Origin of the sequence: Amycolatopsis sp. BJA-103, from assembly GCF_002849735.1 — a bacterium.
In the GTDB taxonomy this organism is placed as follows: Bacteria; Actinomycetota; Actinomycetes; order Mycobacteriales; family Pseudonocardiaceae; genus Amycolatopsis.
Genome location: NZ_CP017780.1, coordinates 7,768,934 through 7,784,752, shown reverse-complemented (window position 1 = coordinate 7,784,752; position 15,819 = coordinate 7,768,934). Strand labels below are relative to the sequence as shown.

Genomic DNA, 15,819 nt, shown 5'->3' with positions numbered 1-15,819 from the left:
TCAAGGTCATGAGACCGTCGCGGTGCGGAGCAGTTCCTCGACGCCCGGTGTCCGCCACTCGTCCATCACCGCGATTTGCCTGTCCGCAACGAACCAGATCCGCTGGGTCACTCGAGCGTCGCCGCTTCCCCCCGTCTGTCCACGAGGAACACACTGGATCGTCCACTCCTCGTAGGCCGCCGTCGCCCCGCCCACCGGTGCGGTGGCGGAAGTCGTCTTCGCCGCGTCACCCTCTTGGCGGAGGTCCTTGCGCCCGGCGGCGTTGCAAGCCCGGCCGCCCGCGCTGCGCCGGTAGAACTCGCCCGGCCGGTAGGCTGGCTGCTCCGCCGATTCCTGCGCGTTGTCCGTGACCAGGACGTACTTGCAGTTGAAGTACTTCTTCGGGTCCGGGCAGCCCGGGGCGACGATCACCTTCTCCAGCCCTTGCGCCTGGACGGACCAGCCCGACGGCAGGTGCAGCGTCAGCGCGCCGACCGAGACGTCGGTGAGTCCTTGCGCGGGTGGCGGCGCCGAAGTCCCCTTCGCGGTCTTTCCACCGGTCAGCCCCGCGACGAGTTCGGGGTTCAGGAGATCGGACAGCCGGTCGTACGGGAGCGTCATCGTCTGGACGCCGCAGGCGGTCTCGAAACCGAGCCGGTTGAAGTTGATCGTGAGCTCGACCTCGGCGGGCGTGAAGGTGGGGAACACCTTGCGTTCCCCCGGCCCGGCCAGGTCGGCGGGCTTGATCGGGGTCCAGGTCTTCAGTCCGCACCCTTGATCGTGATCGGGCCAGAGCAGGTCGCTGAGCGCCAGCATCCCCTGATCCGAGAACATCCCGGGGCGGAACAGATCCGCGGGCGCGACGGGGTTACCGCCGGTGAGGTCGATCAACACGGCGGAGCGGCCCATGTTCCAAGTCGGATGCGGAGCGTTTTCGAGGCCGTGTTCGTAGCGCACCGAGAGGTACTTCTCGGTCTGCATCCGCACCTCGACCTTGGTGGTGAGCACGTAGGGGCCGCCTCCGTGCTCGGCCGCCAGCTCCGCCGCGCCCGGTCCCGTCTCCCGGTTCCACTCGTCGATCGGCGCGGTCAAGGCGTCGTTGACCCGTTTCGACCAGGCCTGGTCGGGTCCGCCGGTCACCTCCGGATACTGCCCTTGGAACTGGAGGGTGGTGCCGGGCACCGGTCCGGTGCGGGTCTTCATCGCGACCTTGAGCGCGACGGCCTGCTGACTGGTCGGCGGCGACTGCGGCGGCGGACTGCTCGGGTCGGAGAAGACGACCACCGAGCCGACCACCGCGGCCGTCGCCGCGACGACGCCGACGGCGATCTTCAGCCCGGCCGCGATCCCGCCGGTCGACGCGGCCACCGCGCCCGTTCCGGCGGCGGCGACCCCGGGTGCGGCCGCCGTCCCGGCACCGAGCAGGGCCAGCGGAGTCACCGCGACGAGGACGCCGGTCGCCTTCGCCAGCCGTGACCAGCCCTTGCGCTCCCAGTCGTCGCCGTAACCCGCCCGGGCGACGCGTTCCAGCTCCGCGACGAACATGAGCGCGTCGACCGGCCGTTTCGACGGCTCCTTCGCCATCCCCAACGCGACGATCTCGTGCACCGGCTGAGGTACTTCACCGAACGGGATCGGCGCGTGTTCGTGCAGCGTGCGCAGCACTTCGGTGTCGTCGGCCTGATACGGCCGATGCCCGGCGACGCACTGGAAGAACACGCAGGTCGCGGCGTAGACGTCGGTGGCCGGGGTGGACTGCCCGCCTGACCACTGCTCGGGCGCCATGTACGCCGGGGTGCCGACGGCCGGACCCCGTTCACCGGCGAGGACGGCCGTGCCGAAGTCGACGAGTTTGCTCTCGCCGGTGCCGGCGACGAGGACGTTGCCCGGTTTGTAGTCCCGGTGGACGACGTTGGCGGAGTGCGCCGCGGCCAGCCCGAGCAACGAACCCTTGAGCACCGCGAGCGCGGCTTCGGGTTCGAGGGCGCCTTCGGCCTGCAGCACCGACCGCAGCGAGACGCCGTTGATCGCCTCCATCACGATCGCCGCGCCCTGCGGCGTCTCGAAGAACTCGTACAGCTTCACGACATGCGGGCTCGACACCCGGTGCAGCGCCAGCGCCTCCTGGCGGAACGCGCTCAAATACGCGGGGTCGGTGGCGAAGCGGGAGAAGAGGTACTTGACCGCGACGACGTGGCCGGTGTTGTCCTGGCGCGCGAGCACCACGCGGCCGAAGGTGCCCGTGCCGAGCTGCTCCAGCTCGGTGAAGCCGGGCAGCCTCCACTCATCGCTCGCCTCGTTGATGTTCACGGCCACCGTGCCTCTTCCAGAATCTTGTCGAGACCTGGAGTGTTCCACTCGTCGACGACCACGAGCTGCGTTTTCGGCAGGAACCACACCCGCTGGGTAACGATCCCGCCTCCGGAGCACGTGAGCCGCCATTCCTCGTAGGCGGCCTTCTTCGTCCCGATCGGCCGGAGCTCCTTCTTCTCCAGGACGGGCGAGCCCTGCGTTTCGCCGGGTGCCCCGATGGAAGAACACGGACGCGGACCGGTCGAGCGGTTGTACGGCCTGCCCGGTTCATACGCCGGAGTGGCCGGGTCGACCCGCGAGTTGTCGCTGAAAAGGACGCTCGCGCACTGCGCACCCGTGCACTGATCGGCGGTCACCAGCCGGCGCTCGGGTGTCGCACCGGCCAGCAGCTTCCATTTTTCCGGCGTGGTGATGGTGAAGGCGCCGACGTTGTCCTCTTTGGTCCGTTGCGCCGGTGTGTCGCCCAGCAGCTTCTTGGCCTTGGGACTCAGCAGATCGACCAGCCGGTCGTAGGGGACGGTGACCGTCGTCGGGCTGCAGGCCATCGCGTACCCGAGCACGTAAGCGCTGACGTAGAAGACCATCCCGCTCGTCGCGGGTGCCGCTTGCACGATCGCCCTGTCTTCGGCGTTCGGACCCGACATCGACCGGACGGGAAGATGCTCCGGCCGCGACGGCGGCTCGGAGAAGCACTCACCCGGTTTGGCCGAGGCGTAGAACGTGTTTTCCAGTTTCAGCATCCGCTCGGCGTTGCCCTCGACGTCGTCGAACAGATTCGCGGTCGAGATCACGTCACCGCCGGACAGGTCGATCACGAGGGTGCGGACGTCGTAGGGGCCGTGGTTCCCGAGCTGCACCGTTTCGACCGAGCGTTCGTAGACGACCGAAAGCAGCTTGTCGTCCTGACGCAGGACCTCGGCCGTGGTGGACATGTGCGGGATGTCGCCGTCGGGCTCCTTCTCCGGCGGGTTGCCCGGTGACCAGAGGGTGGTGAGCCAGTCGTCGATCGGCGCCATCAGCGCCTTGTTGACCCGTTCCTCCACAACCTTGTCCTTCAGCCCGCTGATCCGGACGTACTTGCCGTTGTAGTCGAAGCCGTCGAGCTTCTCGGTCCGGGTGAGCAGGTCGACCTTCAGCGCGGCGAGCGTCGTCGTGATCGGCGGCGCCGGGTCGTCGCCGCCGGAGTTGACCACCACGACCGTGCCGACGGCGGCCGCGGTGACGGCGGCGATCGCGGCGGTCACCTTGAGGCCGAGCGCGATCCCGCCGCCGGTGGTCGCCGCGACACCGCCCGCCGCGCCGCCCGCGATGACCGGCGCGGCGGCGGTCCCGGCTCCGAGCAGGGCCAGCGGGGACAGGGCGACCAGGACACCGGCGCCCTTGGCGAGCCAGTGCCAGCCGTTGCGCTCCCAGTCGTCGCCGTACGCCTTCCTCGCGGACGACTCCAGTTCGGTGACGAACTCGGCCGCGCCCGACGGCCGCTGGGCGACGTCCTTCGCCATGCCGCGCGCGATGAGGTCGCGGACCGGTTCGGGAACCTCGCCGAACGGGATCGGCGCGTATTCGTGCAGCGTGCGCAGCACTTCGGTCTGTTCGGCCTCATACGGCTTGTGCCCGGCGACGCACTGGAAGAACACGCAGGTCGCGGCATAGACGTCGGTCGCGGGGGTGGCGATCCCGCCCGACCACTGCTCGGGCGCCATGTACGCGGGCGTGCCCGCGGCGACCCCGGTCTGCCCGGCGAGCACGGCGATACCGAAGTCGACGAGCTTGCTCTGACCCTCTCGGGTGACCAGGACATTGGCCGGTTTGTAGTCGCGGTGGACGGTCCCCGCGGCGTGAGCGCCGGCGAGGCCGAGCAGCGAGCCCTTGAGGATGGCCAGCGCGGCTTCGGGCTCGAGCTTCTCCTGGCGGCCGAGGATCTCTTTCAGGGAGATTCCGTGAACCGCTTCCATGATGATGGCGGCACCTTGTGGGGTCTCCACGAACTGGTGCAGACGGGCGATGTGAGGCCCCGAAACGCGGTTCAGGACCTGCGCCTCATGACGGAACTCGGCCAGCCTTTGCGGGTCGGCCGCGAACCGTGTGTACAGGTATTTGATGGCCACGACCTGGGCGGATTCGTCGTGGCGTGCCAGTACGACACGCCCGAACCCACCTTCGCCCAGCGACCCCATCTCGGTGAAACCCGGCAAGGCCCAGTCGTCCACAGATTCCTCCGCGATTCCCGATCGTGTCCCCTTGGAGGTGAGCTGCGCCGCAGCGGTTCCCCGCCTTCCGGGTTTAGGGTTACTCGTCGGTCACTTAGCCCGTTGCGATGGAGGAACGATGCGTTCGCCGAAGGATTTCTTCGCCCCGCTCGCGGTGGGGGCGCCGGAACCGCTCCGCCAGATCCCCGTGCCTCCTTCGCGGATGATCCACTTCTTCGACCCCAGCAACGAAAAGATGGCGGCCAAGGTCCCGGACCTCGCCAAGAAGGTCGACGTCCTGCTCGGGAATCTCGAGGACGCCGTGCGCGCCGACCGCAAGGAGGCCGCGCGGAACGGGCTCGTCGCCATCGCGAAGGCGACCGACTTCGGCAAGACGCAGCTGTGGACCCGCGTCAACAGCCTCGACTCGCCGTGGGTGCTCGACGACCTGATCACGCTGGTCACCGAGATCGGCGACAAGCTCGACGTGATCATGGTGCCGAAGGTCGAAGGCGCTCAGGACATCCACTACGTCGACAGGCTGCTCGCGCAGCTCGAAGCGCGGGCGGGCCTGACGAAACCGCTGCTGGTGCACGCGATCCTGGAGACCGCCAGCGGTGTCGCGAACGTCGAGGAGATCGCCGGCGCGAGCCCGCGGATGCAGGGCATCTCGCTCGGCCCGGCCGACCTCGCCGCCAGCCGCCGGATGAAGACCACCCGGGTGGGTGGCGGGCACCCCGGCTACCTGGTGCGCACCGACCCGACCGGCGAGGATCTGAACGAGGGACGCACGACGTATCAGCAGGACCTCTGGCACTACACGGTCGCGCGGATGGTCGACGCCTGCGCGGCGAACGGGATCCTGCCGTTCTACGGGCCGTTCGGCGACATCCGCGACGTCGTGGCCTGCGAAGACCAGTTCCGCAACGCGTTCCTGCTCGGCTGCGTGGGTGCCTGGAGCCTGCACCCGGTGCAGATCGACATCGCCAAGAAGGTGTTCTCGCCTTCCCCTGAAGACGTGGCTTGGGCGCGGCGCGTGATCGCCGCGATGGGTGACGGCACCGGCGCCGTGATGATCGACGGGAAGATGCAGGACGACGCCTCGGTGAAGCAGTGCCGGGTGGTCGCCGAACTCGCCGACGCCCTGGCCGCCGACGACCCCGAACTCGCCGCCGCCTACGACGCGGCCACTCAGGAGGCTCAAGCATGAATCCCCGACGTTCCGTCCTCTACATGCCGGGCGCCAACGAAAGAGCGCTGGAAAAGGCGAAGACGCTCGACGCCGACGCGCTCATCCTCGACCTCGAAGACGCCGTCGCGCCCGACGCGAAGGAAGCCGCTCGTGAGCGGGTCTGCGCCGCCGCGTCGTCGAAGGAGTACGGCGAGCGCGAGGTGACCATCCGCGTCAACGGCCTCGACACCGAATGGCACGACGCAGACCTCCGCGCCGCCGCGCAGGCGGGCCCGGCCGCGATCGTGGTGCCGAAGGTGAACTCCGCGGCCGAAGTGCACAACATCGAGCGCGCGCTGGAACTCGGCGGCGCGCCGGAGCACACGAAGATCTGGGCGATGGTCGAAACCCCGGTCGCGATGCTGCACGCAGAGGAGATCGCTTCGGCGTCCGAGCGGCTGACCGTGCTGGTGATGGGCACGAACGACCTGGCGAAGGAGCTGCACGCCGAGTTCGTCCCCGGCCGGGCGCCGCTGCTGGGCGGGCTTTCGCTGGCGCTGCTGGCCGCGCGGGCGACCGGCAAGGCGATCCTCGACGGCGTCTACAACGACGTGAAGGACCTCGAAGGTTTCGAGGCGGAGTGCCTGCAGGGGCGCCAGTTCGGCTTCGACGGCAAGACGTTGATCCACCCGGCGCAACTGGAGCCGTGCAACCGGATCTTCGCGCCGTCCAAGGAGGAGATCGAGCGGTCGCGCAAGATCATCTCGGCGTTCGAAGAGGCCAAGGCGGCCGGGCAGGGCGTCGTGACCGTGGACGGGCGGATGATCGAGAACCTGCACGTGGACAACGCGCGGCGGATCCTGGCGCTCGCCGAGGCGATCGGTGACTAGCAGGGACGTGTGGCCAACAGCCGCGAACACGAACTGTTGGCCGTGATGTAGGCGGCGACCTGCGGGGAGATCAGAAGGGCGAGACTTCGGACGTCCTCCCAGTGCCCCCGCAGGTCGACAGCGAGCAGCGGCTCGTGGTGAGCGACGCGGTTGCGAAGCCGGTGCAGGCGCTCTACGTGCCTGTCGACGTCACGGCGATCGGTACCGGCACGAAAGCCAGGTGCAGGTACGGAATCCACAGCGGGTCGTGATGACGTCTCGCGGACAGGTATCGCCAGAAGCCGAAGCTGAGTTCGGCGATCACCTTCCCGGGCGACGGTCGCTTTTCCGAACCGCAGGGGTGCTTGACCTTCGGGGTCGCGTTCTTGATGGCTTCGGCAAGCAGCCTTCGGCTTGTCTCGTTGACGTCGTACCGCGTGCCGTTCGCGGCCTTCTGCCACCGCGTCGGGAAGATCACCGTCGCTTGGAAGACCCAGTGCGGCCTCCCCGCCTCGACTGCGTGACCCAGTGCCCGGTCATAGGTGTTGCGCAAGGCGACTTCCAAGTGCGACAGGTCGTGATGGAACGCCGCGGATACCGCCGTGTTCCATTCGTACAAGCGCACGGCCAGCGCTCGATCCTGGTTCGCCGCTCGCAGGTAGACCTCGAACCTTGGCCTCGACAGCCAGGTTTCGATCCAGTCCCCGCACCAGCGCTCGTCATGCTCGTAGCTCCCCGATGAGGGATTCGCTGTCACTCTCAAGTGGTCGGCGAATCTGTTATGCTTGTCAGCGAATAGCCCCGGATGGCCCCTGACCTGCTGGTCATGTCACCGGGGCTTTGATCTTTTCTGTTGCCGACAGGCAAGGCAAAGATGAGCAGAGCGTTGTGCCGCCGGATCGGCACCTGACCGCGTTGCGTCCTCTAGTTGCGGTCGTTGCGCGGGCAAGGACCGCAACTAGAGGACGAAACGCGGTCAGGGCCAGGGGCGCGGAGTGGGGCGAAGGGTTTCGTAGGCGGCAGCGGCGCGAAGGACGTCGAGGTCGGCGAAGCGGCGGCCGCTGATCTGGAGGCCGATGGGCTGGTCGTCGCTCGTGTGGCCGCAGTTGATCGAGACCGCGGGCTGGCCGGACATGTTGTACGGCACGGTGAACGCGATGTGCTCGAACGGGCGGCGCGGGTCGTTGGTCGGCGAAGGCCACTCGGCGGGCGGGGCCGAGACCGGGCAGGTCGGTGACAGGACGACGTCGAAGCGTTCGGTCTCGCGCAGGGTCGCGACGGCGATGGCGTCGATCTGCGCGAAGCCGCGATAGGCCTCGACACCGCTGACGTCAGCGCCGCCGGCGGCCCAGTCGGCGATGTACGGCAAGACCTTCGCGCGGCGCTCCTCGGGCAGCACCGACATGTCCGACCAGGCGCGGACGCGCCAGAAGGTGTCGAGCCCGTCGAGCATTTCGCGGCGCAGGAACGGGGAAACCGGCTCCACCACCGCGCCCGCGGTTTCGAACAGCCGCGCGGCTTCGGTGACGGCGCTGATCGTCTCGGGCGAGACCGGGAGTCCGACGCCCGGATCCAGGTGCAGTCCGATCCGCAGGCCTTTGACGTCGGCCGACAGCGAAGTCCAGTCGATCGACGACGGCGGCAGCGAAAGGTGATCGCGACCGTCCACACCGGACAGAACGCTCATCAGCAGCGCGGTGTCGGCGACGGTCCGCGTCATCGGCCCGGCGACGCGGCCGAGGAACGGCGGATCCACCGGCACCCGGCCGAAACTCGGCTTCAGCCCGACCAGGCCGCACCATCCGGCGGGCAGCCGGATCGAGCCGCCGATGTCGGTACCGACGTGCAGCGGGCCGTAACCCGCGGCGGCCGCCGAACCGGCACCGGCGCTGGAACCACCGGGCGTACGCGTGGTGTCCCACGGATTCCGCGACGCGGTGTGGAAACTCGACAGCCCGGACGTCAGCATCCCGTAGTCCGGCATCGTCGTCTTGCCCAACAGGACACCGCCGGACTCGCGCACGCGGGCTCCCGCCGGGGCGTCTTCGGGCGCGGGGACCAGCGAAGAAGCGGCCGTGCCGAGCGGGACCGGCGTACCGCGGGTCGCGATGTTTTCCTTGAGCGTCAAGGGAACGCCGTCGATGGGGCCGAGCGGTTCCCCGGCGTGCCAGCGGCTTTCGGACGCCTTCGCGTCTTCACGTGCGCCGCTCGGGTCGTACGCGTAGAGCGCGTGCAGTTCGGGTTCTCTCGCCTCGACACGGGCGAGGACCGCTTCGGTGACCTCGACCGGCGACAGGGTTTTCGCGCGGTACTCGGCGACCAGTTCGACGGCGGTCAGATCGGGCAACTCCGGCACGGCAAAGGCTCCTTACGTCGCGGGCGGTTCGAAGCGACCGTCGACCGCGGTCCAGCCGCCGTCCACCGCCAGCACGGAGCCGGTCACGAACGACGACGCGTCCGAGGCGAGGTAGACGACGGCGCCCGCGAGTTCGTCCGGGCGCGCCCAGCGGCCGAGAGCGCCCTTGGTCGCGTAGGCGTCGTACCAGGCCGGATTCGCCTTGATCTGCGCGGTGAGCGGGGTTTCGACGACGCCGGGCGCGATCGCGTTGACCCGCACCCCCGCCGGGCCGAATTCCGCCGCGGCCGTGCGGAAGAGCTGGACGAGACCGGCTTTCGTCGCCGCGTACGGCCCCTGACCGGGCTCGACGGTCGTGCCGCGGATCGAGGAGAACCCGATGATGCTTCCCCGCCCTCGCTCGACCATCCCCGCACCGAACGCGCGGACGACCTCGAAGGTCGCGCCGAGGTTCAAGGCGATCACCCGGTCGAATTCTTCGCGCGAGTACTCCAGCAGCCGTTTGCGCACGTTGGTCGCGGCGGTCAGCACGACGACGTCGAGCTCGCCGAGTTCCGCGGCCGCCCGTGCGGCAGCGCCGGAGTCGAGCAGGTCGATCTCGTACGCCTCCCCCGCGCCGGTCTCCTTGGCCGCGGCGACGTCGCGGTCCGCGACGATCACTTCGGCACCGTGCGCGGCCAGCGCCTTCGCGGCTTCGCGACCGATCCCGCTTCCTCCGCCGAGCACCACGGCCCGCCGTCCGTCGAGCCGGAACAGGTTGTCGTAACTCAAGGTCGCAGCACCGCCATCCTCGTCACGGTCAGTTCTTCGACCGCGAACCGCGGCCCTTCCCGCCCGATCCCGGAGTCCTTCACGCCGCCGTACGGCATGGTGTCGGACCGGAAACCGGGCACCTCGTTGACCACCACGCCGCCGACGTCGAGCTCGTCGAGCGCACGGAACGCGGTCTTCAAGGACGTGCTGAACACAGAAGCGTGCAGGCCGTAGCGCGACGCGTTGACCGCATCGAACGCTTCGTCCACTCCTGCCACGCGACGGACACAGACGACCGGGCCGAAGATCTCCTCGTCCCAGCATTCGAGGCCGTCGGGCACGTCGAGCAGCACCGTCGGCCGCAGCACGGTGCCGTCGACACCGCCACCGAACAGCCGCGCCCCCGCCGAAGTCGCCTTGCCGACCCACTCCTGGACGCGCCTGGTCGATCCCGGGTCGATCAGCGCCGAGACCCGCGTCTTCTCGTCGCGGGGATCACCGGCGACGACCTCGCCGAGCCTGGCCAGCACCCGTTCGGTGAACTCCTCGGCGACGGCGTCGACGACAAGCACCCGCTGCACCGAGATGCATGCCTGGCCGGACGCGTAGAACCCGCCACGCAGCACGGCGTCCGCCGCCGCGTCGAGATCGGCGTCTTCCGCGACCACCAGCGCGGCATTGGAACCCAGCTCCAGCAACGTCTTCGTGGGCGCCGCGTCGCGCGCGATCCGGTGCCCGACCAGCGCGGAGCCGGTGAACGACACCGCACCCGCCCGCCGGTCCGTGACCAGCGCCGAGCCGACGGCCGCGTCCCCGGTGACCAGCTGGACCATCGCGGGCAGGTCGGTCAGCGAGCGCACGAGGTGCACGAGCCACAACGTCGCGAGCGGCGTCTGCGGCGCGGGTTTCACCACCACCGGGCAGCCCGCGGTGATGGCGGGCGCGATCTTGTGCGACGCCAGCAGCAGCGGATAGTTGAACCCGGCGATCCCGACCACGACGCCGATCGGCTTGCGTTTCCAGAATCCGACCAGGCCGTCGCCGGACGGCAGCAAGTCGAGGGGCACTGTCTCGCCGTGCAGCCGCGAGACCTCTTCGGCGGCGGCCTGCCAGGTGACGATCGTGCGGGCGACCTCGACACGGCAATCCACCAGCGGCTTGCCGGTCTCCAGGACCAGCAGCCGCTCGAAGTCCTCGCGGCGGGCTTCGAGAGCCGCGGCGACGTCGTTCAAAAGCGTGCGCCGGGTACGCGAAGGCAAGGCCGCGACCTGCTTGAACACCGCGACGGCTTCGTCGATCGCCCGCGTCGCCAGCTCCGGCGTCCCGACCGGCGCCCGGCCGATCTCGCTCCCGTCGTACGGGAACGTCACCGGCTCGGTGTCCACAGTGGACACCCAGCCGTCGCCGATCGGCAGTCCCTCCGGGTACTCAAGCATCGTCGCCTCCCCGCAACCTCGTCAGTTCGGCACGCAGGTTCGGCGCGGCCGCCAGCAACTCCCTGGTGTATTCGTGCTCCGGCGCGTCGTAGACCTGGTCGACGTCACCCATCTCGACGATCTCCCCGCGCCGCATGACCGCGACCCGGTCGCACACGTGCCGCACCACGCCGAGATCGTGCGAGACGAAGATCAGCGTCAGCGAGTAGAGCTCGACCAGCGACGCGAGCAGGTCGAGGATCTGCTTCCGCACCGAGACGTCGAGCGCGCTCACCGGTTCGTCCGCGATGAGAACGCTCGGATTCGGCGCGAGCGCCCGCGCGATCGAGATGCGTTGCCGTTGCCCGCCGGAGAACTGGTGCGGGTACCGGCCGGCGGCGTCTTCGGGCAGGCCGACGGCTTTCAACAGCTCGGAAACCCGTGCTGGATCCCGGCGCCCCAAAGGCTCGGAGATGATGTCGCGCACCCGCATCCGCGGATCGAGCGAGCCCATCGGATCCTGGAAGACGATCTGCAGTTCCGATCGCAGGAAGCCGAGTTTCCGTTCGGGCAGGGTGTCGACGCGTTTGCCCTGGAACGAGACGCTGCCCGCCGTCGGCTTGTCCAACGCGGCCAGCAATCGGACCAAGGTGGACTTCCCCGAACCCGACTCGCCGACGATCCCGAAGCGCTGACCAGCCTCGACGTCGAACGAAACGCCGCGCAACGCATGGACATCGCGGCGCGTATAGCGGCGTTCGAGGTCCCGGACTTCGATCATCATCGGCTCGCCTCCAGGTCCGAAGCGGCCAAAAGCTTCCGCGTGTACTCGTGCTTCGGCGCGGTGAGGACGTCGCGGGTGGTGCCTGCCTCGACGATCTCGCCGTCCAGCATCACGAGCACCCGCTCGCACACCGACGCCACCACGGCGAGGTCGTGCGTGATGAACAGCAGCGCGCTCTCCCGCTCGCGGATGCCGTCGAGGATCAGTTCGAGGATCTGCGCCTGCACGGTGACGTCCAGCGCGGTCGTCGGCTCGTCGCAGATCAACAGCTTCGGATCGTTGGCCAGCGCGATCGCGAGGACGACGCGTTGCCGCTGCCCGCCGGACAGCTGATGCGGATACGCGCGGAAAGTCCCTGGCAGGCCGACGGAATCCAGCAACGCCTCCGCCGCAGCGCGGTGATTCCCGCGATCGCGGTGGATCCGCATCGGCTCGGCCACCTGCGCGCCGACCCGCATCGCCGGGTTCAGCGCGGTCATCGGTTCCTGGAACACCATCGACAGTTCGTTGCCGCGCAGCCGCGACAGTTCCTTCTCCGACGCGGTCAGCAACTCGCGGCCGTCGAGCTTCACCGAACCGGACGCGGCGAGTTCTTCGGGCAGCAGCCCCATGATCGACAACGCCGTCAACGACTTCCCCGAACCGGACTCGCCGATCAACCCGACGCGCTCACCACGCGCGATGTCGAACGAGACGCCGCGGACCAGGTCACCGATGCCGAGACCGTGGACTTCGAGGGTCATAGCCGCGCCGCCAATCGGGGATCGAGACGATCGCGGAGGCCGTCACCGAGCAGGTTGAACCCGAGGACGGCGATGGCGATCGCGACGCCGGGCACGAGCGCGAGCCGCGGGTGCAGGGTCAGGAACACCTGGGATTCCTGCAGCATCCGGCCCCACGACGGCGTCGGCGGCCGCGTGCCGAACCCGAGGAACGACAACGCCGCTTCGGCGAGCACCGCGATCGCGAACGACACCGACGCCTGCACGATCAGCATTCCGGAGATGTTCGGCAGCACATGGCGCGCCGCGATGTTCAGCCGCGAGCGACCGGCCGACCGCGCGGCCAGCACGAATTCGCTGCTCATCACCTGCAGCGTTCCCGACCGCGCGATCCGCGCGAACGACGGGATGGTCGCGATGCCGATCGCCACCATCGCGGTGAGCGTGTCGGCCCCGAACACCGCGCCGAACATGATCGCCAGCAGCAAAGCGGGGAACGCGAGCACGAGATCGTTGACGCGCATGACGAATTCGCCGAGCCACCGCGAAGACATCCCGGCGAGGATGCCCAGCGGCGTCCCGATCAGCGCGGCGATCCCGACCGCGACCACGCCGACGTACAGCGTGGTCCGCGCGCCGACCATGAGCTGGCTGAGCACGTCGCGGCCGAAGCTGTCCGTGCCCAGGAGATTGGCGCCGCTGAAGTCGTGAAGCCGGTTGGGCGCGTCGACCCGCACCGGGTCGAACGGCGTCCACACGAACGAAAGAAGCGCGGCGAGCACGATCAGCGCGACCAGGACACCGCCGATCACGAGACTGCGATTGCGCATCAGGAACCCCGCAATCTCGGGTCGAGCACCGTGTAGAGGACGTCGACCACGAAGTTCACCAGCAGCACGCCGACCACCAGGACCAGCACGATCCCCTGCACGGACAGCAGATCCCGCGACGCCACCGAGTCGAGCAGCATGCTGCCCAGCCCCGGCAGGACGAACACGCGCTCGACGACGACGGCACCGATGAGCAGCGTCGCCAGTTGCAGGCCGAGCACCGTCACCACCGGCACGGCGGCGTTGCGCAGACCGTGCCGGAACAACGCCTGGAACGGCCGGAGTCCTTTGGACCGCGCGGTGCGCAGGTAGTCCTGCCCGAGCGTGTCGAGCACCGCGGACCGCACGTAGCGCGTGAGCACCGCGCCCTGCACGAGTCCCAGCGACAGCGCCGGGAGGACGAGACCGCGGAGGAATTCGCCGGGATCCTGCACCGGCGGCGTCCAGCCACCGGAAGGCAGCCAGCGCAACTGCACCGCGAAGACCTGCACGAGGATGATGCCCGCGAGGAACGCGGGGATCGCGACGCCGATCTGAGAGAGCCCGGAAACCGCGGCGCCGCCGGCCTTCCGGTGCCGCACGGCGGCGAACGTCCCCGCCGGGACGGCGATCAGCAGCGCCACCAGCATCCCGGCCCCGACCAGCCACAACGTGACACCGAGCCGGTCGGTCAGCGCCGGCCCGATCTCCTCGCGGGTGACGTACGAGCGGCCGAAGTCGCCGTGCAGGACCCCGCCGATCCAGTCGAAGTACTGCGTCACCAACGGCCGGTCGATGCCGAATTCGGCGCGGGTCTTCGCGATCAGCTCCGGTGTCGCGTTGACGCCGAGCGCGACCTGCGCCGGATCACCCGGCAGGACGGCCATGAACAGGAACACCACGAGGGACGCGACCAGCACGCTGGCCACGAGGATCGCCAGACGGCGCACGATCTTGACCGTCATCGCGGTGCCAATCCCGTGAGGTCGAAGGACTCGCTGACCTGGTTGCGCACGAACCCGGTCACCTTCTCCTTCGCCACGATCACGTTGGGGAACAGGAAGAGCCAGTCCGCCGCGGCGTCTTCGGAAAGCTGCCGCGCGACCCGCCGCATCGCGTCGACCTGCTCCTGGGGTGTTCCGGCGTCGGCCTTCGCCAAGTCCTGCTGGACCGGCTTGCCGTCGTAACCCCAGTAGTACTTCGGCCTGCCGAAGGTGACGATGTCGCGCGCCTCGACGTGCTGGATGATCGAGAGGTCGTAGTCGCGGTCGGTGAAGACCTGTTTGAGCCACACCGCCGGGAAGTCCAGCGGCTCGATCGTCACCGTGACGCCGACGTCCGCCAGTTGCGACGTCACCACCTGCGCGGCCGAGACGGCGTACGGCAGGTTCGGGATCCGCAGCCGCAGCGACGGATTCGGCTGCCCTGCTTCGGCGAGCAGCGCTTTCGCCTTCGCCGGGTCGAACGGATACGCGTTCGACAGGTCCTCGTACCAGGGATCCGTCGGCGGGACCATGCTGCCGATGAGCGTGCCGCGCCCGGCCCAGGCCGTGTCCAGCAACGCCTTCCGGTCGATCGCGTAGGACAGCGCGCGCCGCACGCGGACGTCGTTCAAGGGCGGCCGGGCGTTGTTGAACGCGAGCGTGACCTCGCTGTTCGTCGTGCCCTCGACGACGGTGAAGCGGTCGTCGCCCTGGAACTGCGGGATCGAATCCGGCACGGTGATCGCGGAGATGACGTCGATGCCGTTGCTGAGCAAGGCGTTGTTGAGCGCCGTCGGATCCTTGATGTACTTGAGGACCACCGTGGAGTACGCCGGTTTCCGGCCCCAGTACGCCGGATTCTCCTTGAGCACGATGGAATCGCCGCGCCTGCGCGAGGACACCGTGAACGGCCCGGTGCCGATCGGTTCGTTCGCCAGATCCGCGACGCCGGTGGGGCTGAACATCGCGCCGAGCCTGCTGGTGAGGCTGAACAGCCAGCCGTTGCTGGGTTTCGTGAGCACGACCCGCGCGTGGTCCGGCGCGACGACGTCGACCCGGTCGACAACGTCCATTGTGGACTTGATCGACACGGTCCACTCGGTCTTCACGCGCATCAGGGAGAACTTGACGTCCTCGGCCGTGAACGGCTCGCCGTTGCTGAACTTCGCGTCCTTGCGCAGCTTGAAGTCGTAGGTCTTGCGGTCTGCCGAGACGGTCCACGATTCGGCCAGCAGCGGCACGATCTTCCCGTCCGCGTCGAGTTTCACCAGGCCCTCGTAGACGTTGTAGAGCAAGGCCTGCGGGATGGCGGCGCCGTCGGTGCGGGTGAAGTCGAAGTTCGCGGGTTCGGCGGTGTAGCCGACCGCGAGGGTGCCGGGATCCTTGGCGACCGTGGCACTCGAACCGGCCGAGCAGCCGGACGTCACCAGCAGCAACACGAGTGCCGCCGCGTGGATCCGGACTTTCATCCTGCCC

General features: G+C 68.9%; 13 protein-coding genes. 2 read left to right on the top strand and 11 right to left on the bottom strand.

Features of this window, described 5'->3' with window-relative positions; all coding sequences use genetic code 11:
- Positions 1 to 6: 6 nt before the first annotated feature.
- Together BKN51_RS34860 and BKN51_RS34855 are read right to left on the bottom strand one after the other, a co-directional pair.
- Positions 7 to 2,295, bottom strand: a complete 2,289-nt coding sequence (locus BKN51_RS34860; RefSeq protein ID WP_101611639.1) for a protein kinase domain-containing protein — start codon at positions 2,293 to 2,295, stop codon at positions 7 to 9.
- Positions 2,286 to 4,502: a protein kinase domain-containing protein gene (locus BKN51_RS34855; protein ID WP_101611638.1), complete on the bottom strand. Its 2,217-nt coding sequence runs from the start codon at positions 4,500 to 4,502 to the stop codon at positions 2,286 to 2,288. Before BKN51_RS34855 ends, BKN51_RS34860 begins: the two co-directional genes overlap by 10 nt.
- A 118-nt stretch (positions 4,503 to 4,620) precedes the next feature.
- Between BKN51_RS34855 and BKN51_RS34850 the strand changes: the two genes are divergently transcribed.
- Positions 4,621 to 5,691, top strand: coding sequence for an HpcH/HpaI aldolase/citrate lyase family protein (locus BKN51_RS34850; protein ID WP_101611637.1), 1,071 nt, complete (start codon positions 4,621 to 4,623; stop codon positions 5,689 to 5,691).
- The gene (locus tag BKN51_RS34845; protein ID WP_101611636.1) at positions 5,688 to 6,542 is read left to right on the top strand and encodes an HpcH/HpaI aldolase/citrate lyase family protein; all 855 of its coding nucleotides are present in this window, start codon (positions 5,688 to 5,690) and stop codon (positions 6,540 to 6,542) included. Before BKN51_RS34850 ends, BKN51_RS34845 begins: the two co-directional genes overlap by 4 nt.
- A gap of 172 nt (positions 6,543 to 6,714) precedes the next feature.
- On the opposite strand, the gene BKN51_RS34840 is transcribed toward BKN51_RS34845, so the two are convergent.
- The 9 genes from BKN51_RS34840 to BKN51_RS34800 form a co-directional block, all read right to left on the bottom strand.
- Positions 6,715 to 7,278 carry a hypothetical protein gene (locus BKN51_RS34840; RefSeq protein ID WP_233223057.1) on the bottom strand — a complete coding sequence of 188 codons (564 nt, stop codon included), beginning with the start codon at positions 7,276 to 7,278 and terminating at the stop codon, positions 6,715 to 6,717.
- Between the two features lie 219 nt (positions 7,279 to 7,497).
- Positions 7,498 to 8,877 carry an amidase gene (locus tag BKN51_RS34835; RefSeq protein WP_101611635.1) on the bottom strand — a complete coding sequence of 460 codons (1,380 nt, stop codon included), beginning with the start codon at positions 8,875 to 8,877 and terminating at the stop codon, positions 7,498 to 7,500.
- Positions 8,878 to 8,889: 12 nt separating this feature from the next.
- Entirely contained in the window at positions 8,890 to 9,648 is a 759-nt protein-coding gene (locus BKN51_RS34830) for an SDR family NAD(P)-dependent oxidoreductase (RefSeq protein ID WP_101611634.1), read from the bottom strand.
- Positions 9,645 to 11,066 carry an aldehyde dehydrogenase family protein gene (locus tag BKN51_RS34825; protein WP_101611633.1) on the bottom strand — a complete coding sequence of 474 codons (1,422 nt, stop codon included), beginning with the start codon at positions 11,064 to 11,066 and terminating at the stop codon, positions 9,645 to 9,647. The genes BKN51_RS34830 and BKN51_RS34825 overlap by 4 nt, the downstream gene beginning before the upstream one ends.
- Positions 11,059 to 11,829 (bottom strand): ABC transporter ATP-binding protein, encoded by a 771-nt coding sequence (locus BKN51_RS34820; RefSeq protein ID WP_174720488.1) that lies wholly within the window; start codon positions 11,827 to 11,829, stop codon positions 11,059 to 11,061. Before BKN51_RS34820 ends, BKN51_RS34825 begins: the two co-directional genes overlap by 8 nt.
- Positions 11,826 to 12,572 carry an ABC transporter ATP-binding protein gene (locus BKN51_RS34815; protein ID WP_101611632.1) on the bottom strand — a complete coding sequence of 249 codons (747 nt, stop codon included), beginning with the start codon at positions 12,570 to 12,572 and terminating at the stop codon, positions 11,826 to 11,828. The genes BKN51_RS34820 and BKN51_RS34815 overlap by 4 nt, the downstream gene beginning before the upstream one ends.
- The gene (locus tag BKN51_RS34810; RefSeq protein WP_168214460.1) at positions 12,569 to 13,381 is read right to left on the bottom strand and encodes an ABC transporter permease; all 813 of its coding nucleotides are present in this window, start codon (positions 13,379 to 13,381) and stop codon (positions 12,569 to 12,571) included. Before BKN51_RS34810 ends, BKN51_RS34815 begins: the two co-directional genes overlap by 4 nt.
- The gene (locus BKN51_RS34805) at positions 13,381 to 14,325 is read right to left on the bottom strand and encodes an ABC transporter permease (protein ID WP_101611631.1); all 945 of its coding nucleotides are present in this window, start codon (positions 14,323 to 14,325) and stop codon (positions 13,381 to 13,383) included. Before BKN51_RS34805 ends, BKN51_RS34810 begins: the two co-directional genes overlap by 1 nt.
- Positions 14,322 to 15,812 carry an ABC transporter substrate-binding protein gene (locus BKN51_RS34800; RefSeq protein WP_101611630.1) on the bottom strand — a complete coding sequence of 497 codons (1,491 nt, stop codon included), beginning with the start codon at positions 15,810 to 15,812 and terminating at the stop codon, positions 14,322 to 14,324. The genes BKN51_RS34805 and BKN51_RS34800 overlap by 4 nt, the downstream gene beginning before the upstream one ends.
- Positions 15,813 to 15,819: the final 7 nt, after the last annotated feature.

What these genes read in the sequence shown, in the direction of transcription:
- BKN51_RS34850 (WP_101611637.1), top strand. Translation starts at nt 4,621, where the DNA reads ATGCGTTCGCCGAAGGATTTCTTCGCCCCGCTCGCGGTGGGGGCGCCG.
- BKN51_RS34805 (WP_101611631.1), bottom strand. Translation starts at nt 14,325, where the DNA reads ATGACGGTCAAGATCGTGCGCCGTCTGGCGATCCTCGTGGCCAGCGTG.
- BKN51_RS34845 (WP_101611636.1), top strand. Translation starts at nt 5,688, where the DNA reads ATGAATCCCCGACGTTCCGTCCTCTACATGCCGGGCGCCAACGAAAGA.
- BKN51_RS34800 (WP_101611630.1), bottom strand. Translation starts at nt 15,812, where the DNA reads ATGAAAGTCCGGATCCACGCGGCGGCACTCGTGTTGCTGCTGGTGACG.
- BKN51_RS34820 (WP_174720488.1), bottom strand. Translation starts at nt 11,829, where the DNA reads ATGATGATCGAAGTCCGGGACCTCGAACGCCGCTATACGCGCCGCGAT.
- BKN51_RS34810 (WP_168214460.1), bottom strand. Translation starts at nt 13,381, where the DNA reads ATGCGCAATCGCAGTCTCGTGATCGGCGGTGTCCTGGTCGCGCTGATC.
- BKN51_RS34815 (WP_101611632.1), bottom strand. Translation starts at nt 12,572, where the DNA reads ATGACCCTCGAAGTCCACGGTCTCGGCATCGGTGACCTGGTCCGCGGC.
- BKN51_RS34825 (WP_101611633.1), bottom strand. Translation starts at nt 11,066, where the DNA reads ATGCTTGAGTACCCGGAGGGACTGCCGATCGGCGACGGCTGGGTGTCC.